At 62.7% G+C, this 14795-nt stretch carries 11 protein-coding genes; 4 read left to right on the forward strand and 7 right to left on the reverse strand.

Features of this window, described 5'->3' with window-relative positions:
- Positions 1-21 precede the first annotated feature (21 nt).
- The 3 genes from Q7S58_RS04290 to Q7S58_RS04300 form a co-directional block, all read right to left on the reverse strand.
- Complete coding sequence (locus Q7S58_RS04290; protein WP_304821184.1) at positions 22-2727, reverse strand: AMP-binding protein; 2706 nt, start codon at positions 2725-2727, stop codon at positions 22-24.
- A 109-nt stretch (positions 2728-2836) separates the two neighbouring features.
- Entirely contained in the window at positions 2837-3223 is a 387-nt protein-coding gene (locus Q7S58_RS04295) for a carboxypeptidase-like regulatory domain-containing protein (RefSeq protein WP_304821186.1), read from the reverse strand.
- Between the two features lie 12 nt (positions 3224-3235).
- The gene (locus Q7S58_RS04300) at positions 3236-5110 is read right to left on the reverse strand and encodes a hypothetical protein (RefSeq protein ID WP_304821188.1); all 1875 of its coding nucleotides are present in this window, start codon (positions 5108-5110) and stop codon (positions 3236-3238) included.
- Positions 5111-5520: 410 nt separating this feature from the next.
- Here Q7S58_RS04300 and Q7S58_RS04305 point away from each other — a divergent pair, with 410 nt between their 5' ends.
- A complete protein-coding gene (locus Q7S58_RS04305; protein WP_304821190.1) occupies positions 5521-6195 on the forward strand; it encodes an SAM-dependent methyltransferase in 675 nt (224 codons plus the stop codon).
- Between the two features lie 27 nt (positions 6196-6222).
- Here the strand turns inward: Q7S58_RS04305 and moaA are convergent, their stop codons facing one another.
- Positions 6223-7224 carry a GTP 3',8-cyclase MoaA gene (gene moaA / locus Q7S58_RS04310; RefSeq protein WP_304821192.1) on the reverse strand — a complete coding sequence of 334 codons (1002 nt, stop codon included), beginning with the start codon at positions 7222-7224 and terminating at the stop codon, positions 6223-6225.
- Between the two features lie 310 nt (positions 7225-7534).
- Between moaA and Q7S58_RS04315 the strand changes: the two genes are divergently transcribed.
- A complete protein-coding gene (locus Q7S58_RS04315; RefSeq protein WP_304821194.1) occupies positions 7535-10927 on the forward strand; it encodes an MMPL family transporter in 3393 nt (1130 codons plus the stop codon).
- Between the two features lie 182 nt (positions 10928-11109).
- Here Q7S58_RS04315 and Q7S58_RS04320 read toward each other — a convergent pair whose 3' ends face one another.
- Both Q7S58_RS04320 and Q7S58_RS04325 read right to left on the reverse strand, forming a co-directional pair.
- A complete protein-coding gene (locus tag Q7S58_RS04320) occupies positions 11110-11673 on the reverse strand; it encodes a hypothetical protein (RefSeq protein ID WP_304821196.1) in 564 nt (187 codons plus the stop codon).
- Between the two features lie 37 nt (positions 11674-11710).
- The gene (locus Q7S58_RS04325; RefSeq protein WP_304821198.1) at positions 11711-12046 is read right to left on the reverse strand and encodes a gamma-butyrobetaine hydroxylase-like domain-containing protein; all 336 of its coding nucleotides are present in this window, start codon (positions 12044-12046) and stop codon (positions 11711-11713) included.
- Positions 12047-12201: 155 nt separating this feature from the next.
- On the opposite strand from Q7S58_RS04325, the gene Q7S58_RS04330 reads away from it, so the two are divergent.
- Together Q7S58_RS04330 and Q7S58_RS04335 are read left to right on the forward strand one after the other, a co-directional pair.
- Positions 12202-12678: a flavin reductase family protein gene (locus tag Q7S58_RS04330; protein WP_304821200.1), complete on the forward strand. Its 477-nt coding sequence runs from the start codon at positions 12202-12204 to the stop codon at positions 12676-12678.
- 64 nt (positions 12679-12742) lie between these two features.
- Positions 12743-13798 (forward strand): isocitrate/isopropylmalate dehydrogenase family protein, encoded by a 1056-nt coding sequence (locus tag Q7S58_RS04335; protein WP_304821202.1) that lies wholly within the window; start codon positions 12743-12745, stop codon positions 13796-13798.
- A 24-nt stretch (positions 13799-13822) separates the two neighbouring features.
- On the opposite strand, the gene Q7S58_RS04340 is transcribed toward Q7S58_RS04335, so the two are convergent.
- Complete coding sequence (locus Q7S58_RS04340; protein WP_304821205.1) at positions 13823-14740, reverse strand: SGNH/GDSL hydrolase family protein; 918 nt, start codon at positions 14738-14740, stop codon at positions 13823-13825.
- Positions 14741-14795 lie beyond the last annotated feature (55 nt).

Genomic DNA, 14795 nt, shown 5'->3' on the forward strand with positions numbered 1-14795 from the left:
ACCCCGCGTTGCCGAGTCGATTCAGCCTGCCGCGATGACCGGCTCGACCTCGGTGGCGGATTCCTCCGCCGCGATACCCATCGTGTCCGCGAGCTTGCTCGCTACCTTCGCCACTCCCGGCTCCGCCAGCAGCGCCAGATGACCACCCTCGACCGCGACCACCTCGAAGCCGCCGCGCACCAGCCGTCCCCATCCGTTGTCCGGCAATCGATGTCGCCCGACCAACGATTCGGTTCGCCGGAACAGCAGCACGCGCCCCGCGTACGGCTTGGGCACGTACTCGCGGCTCGCGATCACGTTCGCCAGGATCACGTCCATCGGTTCGCGCGGCGTCGGCCGGCTGATCGGCAACCCGAACGGCCGCGCCATCCGCCAGCCGTGAATCCTGAGCCTGAGGCGCAGACGGCGCCAAATTCCGGATGCCGTTTCGCGTAGCTGGCTGAGTCCTCCGCTCGCGACGTGACTCGCATGAATCCGCGCGTTGCGCGCCATCCGCGCTACGATCGGATCCGACACGGTGGGACACGCGCTATCGACCATCACCACCAGTTCGGCCGGATAGCCCTTCGCGGCGAGTTGCTGCGCGACTTCGTAGGCCAGCACGCCCTCCGCGCTGAATCCCGCGAGATAAAACGGACCCTCGCGATGCGCCTTCAGGATCGATTCGACCTCCGACGCCGCGATCTCCTCGAGCCGGTACGGAACCCTGAGCTTCAATTCGTCGGGTAACGTGATTCCCAGTATCGGTTGATCGTCACCCAGCCGCCGCGCCAGCGGCACGAATGCGTTGAAGCTACCCACCACGTAGAGCGGCGGTCGCGTCCCGTGCGGCTGGATCGGCCAATGCGCGTGCGAAGCGCTCCGAATGCTCTCCGGCGGCGCTTTTTCAGTTGCCGCATCCCCTACGTCTGCTTCAGGTTGCTCGTCCGAAGCGGCATCGAGTAGCGGGCCACCGTCGATCAGCGCCGCCAGTCCGGCAACCGTCGGCCGCTCGAAAAAAGTAAGAATCGAGATTTGAGGTCCGCCCATCGCGCGCAATCGCGAGACCACCTGCGCCAGCAACAACGAATCGCCGCCCAGCGCCAGAAAATGATCGTGGATTCCAACCTGCGCCACTCCCAGCACGCTCTGCCACACTTCCGCCAGCCATTTCTCCGTCGCGGTTTGCGGCGGCACGTACGGCGCCTGCAGGGATTCGGTGTCCTCGCGCTCCAGACCGAAGTGCGCGGCAAGCTCGCTCCGTTGCAGCTTGCCCGTCGGTCCCCGCGGGATCCTATCGACGAAGACGATCCGGCTCGGCACTTTGTAGTCCGCCAATCGCTCCGCCGCGAAATTGCGGAGATCGCGCTCGGCGAGCAAGCTCGAGTGCCGCAGCACGGCCGCGACCGCAACCTGTTCCCCAAGTCGAGGGTCGCGAACCGCAAACGCCACCGCCTCGATCACGTCGGGATGAACGCTGATTGCTTCGTCGATCTCGCGCAGCGAGATTTTCTGGCCGCCGCGGTTCACTATCTCCTTGATGCGCCCGGTGATGTACAAATACCCGTCTGCATCCAGCCGGCCCTCATCGCCGGTGCGAAGCCATTCTCCGGCAAAGGATTCCCTATTCGCTTCAGAATTGTTTGCGTAACCGCGCATCACCGTCGGTCCGCGAACGACGATTTCGCCGGTCTCGCCCGGCGCCAGAAGTTTCCCCACTTCATCCATTACCGCAACCGGAATTCTGCCCGTCAGGCCTGACGAACCCGGCTTTCGAATCTTCGGCGGCAGCGGATTGACCGAAACCTGCTGGGAAGCTTCTGTCAGCCCATAACCCTGGAGCACTGGCGCCTTCAACGTCGCTTCCATTTCGGCATGAAGCTCAACTGACATCGGCGCAGCAGCCGAACGGATGAATCGCAATTTCAGATTGGACAGCGCGCCCGGGTTCTCGCGCGCGCGCGCCAGCACCGACTGATGCATCGTCGGCACGCCGAAATACCACGTCGGCGCAAATTCCTCGCACCATTCGAAAAATCGCGGCGCATAGAATCCCGGCGTGCACACCACGCCCCCGCCCGACGCGAGCGACGCCAGCAGCACGCCGACGATTCCGCTCACATGAAATAGCGGCATCACGTTGAGACATCGATCGCGCTCCGTCAGCGCTATCGATTCGACGATATTCTCGACCGACGCCTCGATATTCGCCTGCGTCAGCGGCACCATCTTCGGCCGCGCGGTCGTCCCCGAAGTGAACAGCACCAGCGCCTCGTCGCCGGCCGTCGCATGCACGTCGAGCGGAGCACCGAAATTCCCGTCACCGATGTCGAGCGAGAAAATCCCCGCCGGCGAATCCGCCTCGATCCGCATCCGGATCACGCGGATACCGCGCGCCTCCGCCACCGCGATCGCCGGCGAATCCACGCCCTCCTCGACGATCAACGCAGCCGGCGCCAGTTCCGTGAGAAAGTACTCGAACTCGTTCGCGCGATAGCCCGGATTAAGCGGCGCGCACGCCGCGATCATCGTAACTGAAAGAAAACACGCCGCCATCTCGGGCCCGTTGCCGAGCACCACCGCGACGCGCTCGCCCCGCCCGACGCCCGCCCGAGCCAGCGCCGACGCCACCGCCTCGCAATGCCGCATCAACCGTCCATAGCTGATCGGTTTTCGGCCCGGCGCGAGCAGCGCAATCGCGTCGGGATTGCGCGCCGCCTGCCTCTCTATGATGCGGCTAACAGCCATTGCGGCGATTCTGGCTCTTGATGTCCCGATAAAACTACAAGTAGCCGACTTTGACAATCAGACACGTCCGATTGTCGAGCGCCCCAAGTCACGGCTGTCGGCGAAGACTCTATTTCGCAGGGGGTGTTGTGCGGAGCGTCTGATCGCTGTTTGGGGCGATCCCTCGGTGCGCGATTGCGATCGCAGGTGCACTCGGTGCGATTCCCCAATCCACTGTCAGGCCGTCCGCATCAACGTAGGAAACCGCGGTCTGTCCGCCCGCCATGAATGTATAGATTCCGGGCGCGAGGTCGTGGATCGCGTAGCGGCCACTCGAGTCCGAAAGTGCTGAACCGATCTGAATCCCCGCTGGATTCTTGATCGCTACCGCCACTCCCGCGATCGGCGCACCACCCGCATCGGCTACCCGTCCCACAACTTCGGCGGCGAAGCAGTGCGCCGTAGCGATCCCGCCGACGGCCGCGACGCCCAGAACCAGGAGCGACAGATTTTTCATTCGAGGCGGCGCTTACGACCTGAGCGGCCCCGGAACGTTGCTCATCAACGCCGCCGCCTCCATCTCCACCAATGCCGCGTCGCTGCCGTTCGCCGACTTCATATCCGTGAGTCCCAGCCAGAATCGCCGCAGCATCATCCGATGATCCATCGCGAAGGATTTGAGCGCATCGATCTGTTCCGATGACAGCGATTCCTGCGCGATTACGATCTCGTGAAACGGCTTGCGCGCCACGATCTCCGCCAGATCCGTGATTCCTCCCAGCACCGGATATCCGTGGAACAGCTTGCCATGCTTGAAGCGATCCTCGTCGATAAGTCCGAGCAGTTCTACATGATTGCCGAGACTCGCCTGCCAGTGCTGGATGACCGCCTGCCCGCGTCCGTCCGCGCCCACCACGATCGCCCGGCGCGGCGACGACGCGAGCAGTTGCGCAATTCTGCCGAAGACCGGAAACGACCACCGCGTCGCCATCAGGAAGTTGAACAGCAACAGCACGAACACCACCGCGGTCGAGTGCGTGATCGAAATCGGCAGCACGGTCGCCGCGATCACCACCATCACGCCGGCCAGCATCGAGGCGACCGCGAAGCGCACCGCCTCCGCGACTCCGGTATATCGCCAGATACCGCGATAAACTCCCGCGAACAGAAACGCGCCGCATCCAATCACCACCACATACGGCAGCCCGATCAGCATCTGGCCCACCTGATCGGGCCGCAGGTGAAAGTCGAAACGCAGGCTCATCGCGCCAAAATACGCCGCCATCACCAGCGCCACGTCGAGCACCAGTTCCACCAGCCGCCGCTTATACCCGAAGCTCAGAATTATCCGCGCGACCGGCGGCAACTCCGCGGCGCGGCTCTGCGACTCCGTGTCGAATGATTTGTCCATCAGGAACAATGCCACCAGCGCGAAGAACAGCACGACGAACGGCAGCAGCAACACCGCGTCGTAACCCGGCACGAGGCTGATCGCGATCGCGCATGCGCCCGCGAGCGCCTGCAGCGCAACCAGCGTGCCCGCCGCCCGCGATTCCGAGAGTCCCAATCGCGCCAATCGATGATGCGAATGGTCCAGCCCCCGCTTGGAGATCGGTTTCCCCAGCGCGAGCCGCGTGATCGTCACCGTTACCGTGTCGAGCAACGGCACCATCAGCGCGAGCAGCGGCATCGCCAGCCGCGCCGGCATCGAGCCTTCGCCCGCGTGGCTCGCCTGGATCGACAAAACGCCGAGAATCAGCCCGACCGTGAGAGCGCCTTCGTCGCCCATGAATATCGACGCCGGCGGATAATTGAAAACCAGGAATCCCGCCATCGCGCCGCTCAGCGCGAGCGCCGCCGCCATCGTCGCCTGATGGTCATGCAGCGCCGCGACGATCGCGATACTGGTCGCCGCGATCATTCCAACGCCGGCCGCGAGCCCGTCGAGTCCGTCGATCAGATTGAAAGCGTTGGTCGCCACCAGCAGCCAGAAAATCGTGAGCGCGATATTCGCCCACTGGTACGGCAGCAAATCGAGTTGCGGTCCCCACACGCCAAGCAGGCCGATCGCGATCAGCTCCAGCGCCACCTTGTAGCGCGGCCGCAATTCCATCAGGTCGTCCAGCAGTCCCACCGCGAACATCGCAAACGAGAATGCCGTCAGCCACATCAGCTTGTCTTGCGGCCAATTCGACAGATTGCAAACGAGCCCGATCGCCACCACGAAACCGCCGATGATCGCGATTCCGCCTAACTGCGGCGTCGGTTGCAAATGAACGCGGTCGGTCGAGGGTCTCGCCAGCGCTCCGATCCGCATCGCGATCTGCTTCGCGATCGGCACCAGCGCTGACGCTGTGACGAAAGCGACCAACAGAATCAGTCCGATTTCGGAGTATTGGATCAATTCTACGGCTTAAAACGCGGTACTGTGGTCAAATTATGCTGTAAGAGGTCACCGCATATCTCGGCACGATGTCACAAAAATGCAACAAGAGTCAATGCGCCATAACGACCTTAAACGACTCATAATGCACTTTGACCGCTGATACGTGACCGCGGAGCGTGCGCACCTCCACCCAACCGCCGCGGTACTTCGCGGTTTCGCACTCCTCGCGCCCGCTTATCCTATGCTTCCCCAACGTCGCTGCTTACTCTAGGTTCTAGTCTCCGGATGAGTGCAGGTATTTGTCGCGCGGATTGAACTCCATTTCAAATCTATCCCTCGCAGCGGCGCAGAGAATCTACTCCGCGCTCCGCCGCGGCAGCCACGCGCTCGGAATCCGGCCCTCGCAGTACCCTCGATTTGTCAAATTTTTGAGCAACTCCTACGCGCGATTCCCAGCCCTGCTGGCCCTGGTAGAAGCCGTCGACGATCCATACGGGCGTGTCGATACTTTCGACCGCGACTACGCCGTCCAAGCCGATCACTGGGGATACTCGACCAATCCAACCACCGCCGAGCGCATTCAACGCGTGCTGAACCTGCTTGATTCGGCGCGCGCGGGACGCCGCTTCGGCCGCGTCCTCGAGATCGCCTGCGCCGAAGGAGTATTCACCGAGTTACTCGCCTCCCGATGCGATTCGATTCTCGCCGTGGACTTCTCCGAGATTGCACTCGAGCGCGCGCGTGCCCGGCGCGATTGGGAAGGCCGCGTCACCTTCAGCCCCTGGAATCTCCGCACCGATCCAATTCCCGGCCAATTCGATTTGATCGTCGTGATGGACGTCCTTAGCTGCCTGCGGAGTCCCGCCCGACTGCACGCCGCGATCGATAAAATCGTCGCTGCGATGCGCCCCGGCGATCTCGTGCTCGCCTGCGACTACCGCGAAGATAAAGATCTCCGCTCGCTCGAAACTTCCCGAATCGGTAAGTGGCTGCTATTCGGCGGCAAGTGGGTGATCGAAACGTTCGTCACCGACCCGGCGCTCGAAGTCATCGCAACCGATCAGATGGACACTCACTTCTTCGCGCTGCTGCGCAAGAAGTGAACGGCCCCACTAATCGCTTCGAGATTCTCAGCCGCCGATCTGATACATCGAGCGTTCCTGCGTCGAGCGTCCCTCGAGCAGGTGATGCCCCGTCGGTTTGAGTTCCACCGCGCGCCGCAAAATCCGGCCCACCGCCGCGATCCGATCGGCCGCGCTTTCGTTGGAGCGAATCGCGTTGCGCACGTCAAGCTCGTCGTCATTCAGCAGGCACAAATGGAATTTGCCGTCCGCCGTGAGCCGCATCCGGTTGCAGGTTCCGCAGTAAGGCTCGCTGACGGGACTGATGAATCCCACGACGCCGCGCGCGCTGGGCAATTGATAGTTGCGCGCTTCATCGGCAGCGTTGTCCGACGGTGTCTCGACTAGCGCGCCGAGCGCCGCCTCGATCCGCCGCCTCGTCTCGATATTCGATACGTAGCGCTTGACCGAAAGCGTGGCGCATTCGCCGCCGCCAAGCGGCATCAGCTCGATAAATCGCACGTGCCAATCGCGCTCGATCGTGAGCCGCGCCATCTCGACCACGTCCGCTTCGTTGAAGCCGGCCGTCACCACCGCGTTCAGCTTGATCGGCGTCAGCCCCGCTTCTTCGGCCGCCATGATCCCGCGCCAGATCCTGTCGAAGCTGCCCCATCGCATCTGCCGCTCGACCGTTGCCGGATCGAGGCTATCGACGTGCACGTTGATACGGGTTAAGCCCGCGCGTTTCAGCGGCGCCGCCAGGTCGTCGAGCAGCAACGCATTGGTCGTGAGCGCTAGCCCCTTGACCCCGGGCACGCGCGTGATTCGTTCGACGATTTCGATCAGATCGAGGCGCAGCGTCGGCTCGCCGCCGGTCAGGCGGAACTTTCTAAACCCGACACTGACCGCAGCCCGCGTCACCGTCTCGATCTCAGCCGGGCTCAGCAACTCCGCGTTCGGCAAAAACCTGAGCCCCTGCAACGGCATGCAATAAACGCATCGCAGGTTGCATCGATCAGTCACCGAGATGCGCAGGTAGTCGATCTCGCGATTGAATGAGTCGCGCGGCACAATCGCTATACTAGGCGCAGCCGCGCGAGCGAAACAACTTGGCCGCGCGAACTCGTTCCACCGCCTGCGTGATATTGCTATGTTGGTCTGTCGTCGCCGACGGCCGCGAGTATCGGCTATCCAGGTGAAGCGGATAGGGGCGGTGGTGAAGCTTGAGGATATCTGAGCGGAGGTTGTGGGTCCGAAGAACGCGATTGCCGAACGGGCCTTCCGGCGCGAGTCACGCGATAACCCAGGAATCTTTTTAGCCGCGATTCGAACCATTGCCTATGAAGCGCCGATCCGCGAGTGCGCGGCACTGCTTAACTGAATGACTGCACCCAATTCCAGTCTGAATTTGCGCTACCGGATGTTCCGTGCGCTCGCGCGCCTGAACGTCGAGCGCCCGTGGCTCGTGCTGCTGACGTGCTTCGCGCTGGCGGCCGCCTCGATTCTCTACACCAAGGAGCGCCTCGAATTTCACGTCGGCCAGGACGACCTGGTCTCCGGTGGCAGCGCCGACACGCGCAACTATCACAACTACACCAGCGAATTTCCCGACCTCGACGGATTGATCGTCGTGGTGCAAGCTGCCCCGAGCCCGGCGCGCGCCGAACTCTTCGCCGATACGCTCGCCGCGCGCCTGCTCGCCGATCGCGCCAACGTGAGGAGCGTCTTCTATCAGTTCGATCGCGGGATGCTCTCCGGCGGCGAATTGCTCTACATGAGCGTGCCCGAACTGAATGAACTGGCAGCGCGCATTCGCGACAATCGCGCACTGCTCACCGGCTATGCCGCCTCGCCCGACCTCGCGAGTCTCTTCAAGCTGATCAACGACGAGGCCAACCGCGCGATGATGTCCGAGATGCTCGGCGGCTTGCTCGGCTCGAAGGCGGATGCATCCAAGCCCGCCGTCGATTCGCGCCAGCTCGACTTAGGCTTCGTCGAGGCAATCTTAAGCGGGATGGTCGCCTCGGACGGCAAGCGGATGCAGCTACCGTGGGACCGCCTCACCAGCAGTATCGGCGATCAGAATAGCGTGCTGCGCGACGGCTACCTCGCCTCCGACAACGGCAAGTACCTGTTGATGCAGGTTGCGCCCGGCGACGGCGTCGAGCACGGCCCCGACGCGGTCGATGTAATCCAGCGCGATCTGGACGAAGTCCGCGCGCAGTTTCCCGACGTCGAAGCCGGCATGACCGGCGGACCCGCGCTGGCGCGCAGCGAGGAGAGTTCCACCGCGCACGATATCGCGCTCGCCTCGGTGATCGCGATCGTGAGCAACGTCCTGCTGCTGGTGATTCCGTTCGGAGGAATCGTCGAGCCGGCCTTCGCGCTCATCGCATTGCTCGTCGGCGTCGCATGGTCGTTCGGCTTCACCACGCTCGCCGTCGGCCATCTGAACCTGCTCTCGGCGGTTTTCACCAGCGTGCTCGCAGGTATCGGAATCAATTTTCCGATCCACGTGATGGCGCGCTACGACGAAGCGCGCAGAGCGGGCCGCACGATGGCCGACGCAGTCGAGCTCGGCGTCGTCAATACCGGCGTCGGCGTGGTCGCGTCGGCGTCGATCATGGCGCTGTCATTCCTGATGCCGATATTTTCGGATTTTCGCGGAATCGCCGAGCTGGGCCTGATTTCCGCCGCGGGAATTTTCTTCTGCCTGCTCTCCGCGATGTTCGTATTTCCGGCGCTGGTCGTGCTGCGCGATCGAAATCGTATCGTCAAGACGCCACCGGCCCTGAAACTCGTGCGCCGCGATTCGATTCTCAAGCGCGTTTTCAGCCGCCCCGCGTATATCGTTGGCGGCGCCGTCGCGATCACGCTCGCGATGGCTATCTTCGCGATTCGCGTTCGCTTCGATCAGAATTTGCTCAAGCTGCAGGCCGAAGGCAGCGAGGCGGTCAAGTTCGAGGGCAAGCTGCTGAAGGATTCGGGCCGCTCGTCGTGGTTCGCCGTCGCGCTGGCGCCCTCGCGCGTCGAAGCGGAGCGCAAGGCCGCGTCGTTCCGCAAGCTGCCCGAAGTTTCCGACGCCGAAACGATCGCGAGCTACATCCCCGACCAACAGCCCGAGAAGAGCGCGATCCTTTACTCGCTGCGACCCGACCTCGAGCCGATCAAAGTAAACGCTCTCTCCCATCCCGGCGACCCGGCGATGCTGACGCACGAACTCGAGTCGCTTCGATTCAAATTGGGCAGCGCCAAGGGCTCCGATCCGTCCGGCTCGATCGAGCGGACCGTCGATCTACTTGACGACTCGATCGCGCGCCTGCACGCGAATCCCAACGCCTTCGCCGATTATGAAAAAGCGATGGCGACCGGCCTCGCCGCGAAGCTGTCCGAGTTCAAGCGGAGCCTCTCGCCGAAGGAAGTCACTCAGGCCAACCTTGCGCCTGTATTGCGCGATCGATTCATCGGGAAAACCGGCCGCTACCTCGTCCAGATTTATCCCAAGGGCGACATCTGGGACGACGCGCCGCTCCATCGCTTCGTGACTGCGCTGCGCGGCGTCGAGCCCGACGTGACGGGACCGCCGGTGCAGACCTACGCGATCGCCACCGTGATGCGCCGCGGCTACGAGCGCGCCGCCGTCCTCGCGCTGCTTGCGGTGTTCATCTTCGTGTTCGCCGATTTCAGAAATTTGCGCGACACCGCGCTCGCGACGGTGCCGCTGATTTTCGGCGGCGCGTGGCTGCTCGAGACGATGGGCCTGCTCGGATGGGAGTTCAATCTTGCCAATTTATTCGCCGTGCCTATTATCATCGGGACGGGAGTCGATAACGGCGTGAACATGGTGTACCGCTGGCGCGAAGAGCGCGATAAGTCCGACTTGATTCTCGACAAGTCGGTCGGCAAGTCGGTTACCCTCGCCTCGCTCACGACGATCGCCGGCTTCGCCGCGCTGATTCCCGCGACCCATCGCGGGATTTCGAGCCTCGGATGGGTCTTGAGCATCGGCGTCGTCTTCATTTTGATCGCGACGCTGCTCGTGCTGCCCGCGATCTTCGAACTCTTCGGCAAGCGCCTCGATCGGACCGACCTGGACCCAGGCGAGATCGAACCGATTCCGCCGCGGCGAGTCGCGTCGCGTCGTTCGAGCGGGATGCTCGCGATCATCGTCGCGCTTGCCGCCGTGGCCGCAGTCGCTTCATCGAGTTACGCCGCCTCGCAGAATCGCGTCGCGTCCGACGCGATCGTCAACGAGGCCGAGCGCATCATCAAGCAGGCCGGCGCTGCCCGGCCCACCGACACCAAGCTGGTGCATCAGGCGATCGACAAGCTGCATCAGGCGATCCGGGTCGACCCGCGCAACGACTCCGCCTACGTTGACCTCGGCTTCTGCTATGGATTGCTGCACGACGGACCCACCGCGGTGGACATGTATCTGCAGGCGACCAAGATCAATCCGTCGGCGCCGAATTTCCTCGAACTCGCCGACGTGTACCTGCGGATGGGACAGTCCGCAGACGCCCTGATGGCTGCCAATGCCGGCCTGATCAAGGAGCCCGAGAATGCGCGCCTGTACAATGCCAAGGGCCTCGCTTTGAACGATTCGCATCGGTTCGATGAAGCCGAAGAAGCCTTCGAGAAAGCGTTGAAGTACGACGCCAACCTGGCGATCGCAAGGACCAACCTCACCGCACTGAACGGCGGCCAGACCGGCCGCGGCTCGGTGTCAAAGCACAGCGAGAAGCCCCCGGCGCCACAGCCACGGTCTGAATAGCCGCCGCCACGGTGCGCGACGCACGGTAATCGAACGCCTTCCGTCATTTCGAACGCAGTGAGAAATCCCGGATCCGGCTTCCTTCGTCGATATGCTCCCGTTCGACTTCGCTCAGGGCTGCGGCTCGGGATGACACCGATAGCGGACCTGGCTATCGACTCCTCGTCCTTGGGAACCGGCCCTCAGTTCGCGTCTTCGACGGAGCGCACCACCATGTACGGGCTTAATCGATCGAACACGAAGCCGTCGATTTTCAGCACTCGCGCGTTCGCCGGAGGTGACGACGCAGCCTCAGAAATTTCGCTGCGGAGTCGCTCGTCACCGATCACCGTGACCGGCTTGGTCAGGATCGCCTCGTAAAGCTGGCGGCCATAATCGAAGTCGGGATCGAATAGCAGTTCCGCGCTGCTCGATTCCGTATCCAGCGTCATCGGAACGATTTCTCCATTCACCGAAAGGCGCACGATTTTCGCGCCAGCGACCGTTTTCGCAGGGTCGGTCGGGATACGGCCGGCGAGCGTGATCTGGCGGAATCGTTGTTGGGGGCCGGGCCGATTCGTAATGACCAGATTGTTGGGCGCGACGCCGGGGATGCCGCCGATTGGCGCTCCTCCCGCGCCGAAACCGCCCGCGCCGACTCCGCCCGTTCCGACTCCGCCGCCCCCGATTCCTTGCGCATCCGCCGCGATCGATGCGGCCGCGACAATCGCCGTCGCCGCGATGAGCATCGCGATCGTTTTTTTCATCGCTCGCATCGTCGCCCCACTCAGATACCGCTTCGCGTTAGCCGCCGGTGATTGGACGCTCCGGCTCGCCGACGCAGTAGGCGCATCGGCACGCGTCGCGCAATTGGCGCATCGTGAGAATCGTCTCATGTTCATCGGCCCAGCCGAGAAACACCGCCGCTTCGCCGAGTCGCGAAAATTGCTTTAGCCGCTGCGCCGCAGCCGGAATCTCGCCGGCAACGATGCCTTTGCATGCGTCGCATGGACATTGGCGGCGCAAATTTTCCAGCGGAAATATGCTGTCGTGGCCATCGACCCATTGAACGCCGATCGCGTAGCGGCCGACTTCGTGCAGAGCTTTGATCTTCGCTGTCTTTGACTTGATAAGCGCCATCGGTGCAGTCTCTGAATAATGATTGTATCCTGCGCGGCGAACGCTGGGGAGACGCTATCTCGGCCAGTCGCGGCGCGGTATCGATCGGGCTCGAAGATCGGAACATCAGGCTCGCGGATGCGGGCCGCAGAAAAACGCGACGGAGACTATCGCTCATGGATGAAAAGGCAAAAAAGGAAGCACTCCTGATGATTCCCTACGGACTGTTCGTGCTCGGCGCGGCGCACGGCAGCATCGCCACCGCCGCCACCGTCAATTGGGTGACCCAGGCGAGCTTCGTCCCGCCGCTGGTAATGGTGGGAATCAAGAAGGATTCGGGCTCGCACGCGCTGGTGAAGGATTCGAAAGTCTTCGCGCTTTCGATTCTGGAGTCAGGGCAAAAATCGATCGCGGGATTTTTCTTCCGTCACGTCGAACCCAAGGACGGAAAATTCGGCAGTATCGCGTTCGGGCTTGGCGCCAACGGCGCGCCGATCATCAGCGATGCGCCCGCGTCGGTCGAATGCAAGGTCGTCGGCTTCTACGAACTCGGCGATCACAGCGTGGTGGTGGGCGAAGTCACGCAGGCCCACGTAAAGCGCGCCGCGGAGTCGCTCACGATGAAGGAGACCGGCTGGAATTACGGCGGCTGAAGGTCGCGAAGATCGGTACCGCGCGACATAACCGGAAGATCGCGCACGATCGGAAAATAAAGCAATGGCGAACAAACGTGTCGTAGTTCTGCCCGGCGACGATTCCGCGCCCGAGGCGATGGCCGCCACAATGGACGCGCTGCGCGCGCTCGAGCTGCCGATCGACTACCTCGAGTTTCCGCCCGGCGAGAAATGGGTGCGCGGCGAAACCGAAGCGCTCGCCCGCAAAGAGATCGACGCGTCGGACACGACGCTGTTCGGCTCGACCTCGGGCAAGACCGGCGGGATCACCTATCTCCGCTGGGGCAAGCAGACGTTCGCCAACGTCAGGCCGGCGCGCTACTCGAAGGGCTTCCGCAGCCCGCTCGCGAATCCCGACGGGATCGACTACGTAATCGTGCGCGAAAACCTCGAGGACCTCTATCTCGGCCTCGAAGGTCCGCTCGCCAATCTCGCGCCGCTGAACCTCTTCAGCAAGATTCTGCGCGCACCGCTCGATACTTCCGAACGCGGTATCTACGCGATCAAAGTGATCACCGAACGCGCCACGCGCCGGGTCGCCGAATTCGCCTGCCAGCTAACGATGCGGCGCAAGCGGGCCGGCGGCAAGGGCAAGCTCACCTGCACCTCGAAGTACAACATGCTGCGCGAGTCCGACGGCCTGTTTCGCAGGATCGTCGAAGAGACCGCCACAAAATATCCCGAGATCAAATACGAGCAGTTCATCGTCGATGATTTCGCGCGCCGGCTGGTGCAATCGCCGCACGAGCTCGACGTGGTCGTCGCGCCGAATCTCTACGGCGACATCCTCTCCGATGCCGCGGCGGGAACGATCGGCGGTCTCGGGCTCGCGCCCAGCGGATGCTACGGCGAGCAGTACGCATACTTCGAGTCGGTGCACGGCACCGCGCCGGACATCACGGGCATGGGCATCATCAATCCGTCGGCGACGATGCTTTCCGCGGCGATGATGCTCGAGTACCTCGGCTTCGACAAAGCGTCCGCGCGGCTCGATTCCGCGGTGCGCCAAGTTTACGCCGAGGGCCGCGTGCTCACGCCCGATCAGGACGGCACCGCGAAGACGTTGGAATTCGCGCGGGCCGTGATCGCAAATCTGTAGAACTCTGTCGAGAACGCGCGGCGACTACGGAAACACGTTCATGATCGCCTGGTAGAATTTGATCGCGCCCGATCCGTTGGGATGCCCCACCGACGCGAAGCGGCATTTCAGGCAATCGAGCTGGCTGTCGCGAAAAAAATTGGGGCAGACTTCGTCGCGATAATCTTCGAGCGGATCCTGCGGCTGCAGATTGGTCAGTCCCCAGAGCAGCGAGTCGTGCTGGAAAAGCGCATCGGCGTCGGTGAATCCCGATGCGACGAACGTGATGCGGCCGCCCGCAGTCTTGTTCGCTTCCGCAACGGCATTGGCGTAGGCCTGATCCGATTCCAGGTGAAATTGCCGGCAGTTGTCGGTCGCATCGCTGAGGCCCCTGGTCGAAGCAAGCAGACTTACAGCATTGGCCACGCCTCGAGTGACCAGGTATCTGATCGCGTTAGTCAGATCGCTGCGGCGGCTAAGTATCTGATAGTAGCCGGTGAGGATGATGCGGCACTTGGGATTCGAAAACTTCGCGGCGACTTCGCCGAGCAGTTGCAGCATGTCGGTGTAGCAGAAGTCATCGATGAGTTCCCGAAGTTCTGTGCTCGAAGTCGAAGGATCGATGATCTTGCCGACCGTTACGTCGTTGATACCGCCATCGAGCAGCACCACCCGCACTGCATCGGGATCGTCGTCGTACTGGCGGCATTGAGTCAGGATGGACGGGCCCGAGATCGGTATCTCGCCGTTCTTCGCGGTCCATTGGCGATCGGTGCGGGCGCCGATGATCGCGCCCGAATGCGCGCGCATCACCGGAGTGATCCCCTGGTAGTCGTCCTGATAGCGCAACTGGTCGCACACCAACTGGTGGAACTTGTTATGCGGCAGATGGCCCTGCCCCCACATCACCGAATCGCCCAGCGCCAGCATCACAATTGAATCGTTAGCTGAAGGTGCTCCCATATCGCGACTCCTCCTTGCAATTCGACCAACCCGTTAGCAATCTTCCCGATGCGCG

The organism is Candidatus Binatus sp., assembly GCF_030646925.1.
Classification (GTDB): domain Bacteria; phylum Desulfobacterota; class Binatia; order Binatales; family Binataceae; genus Binatus.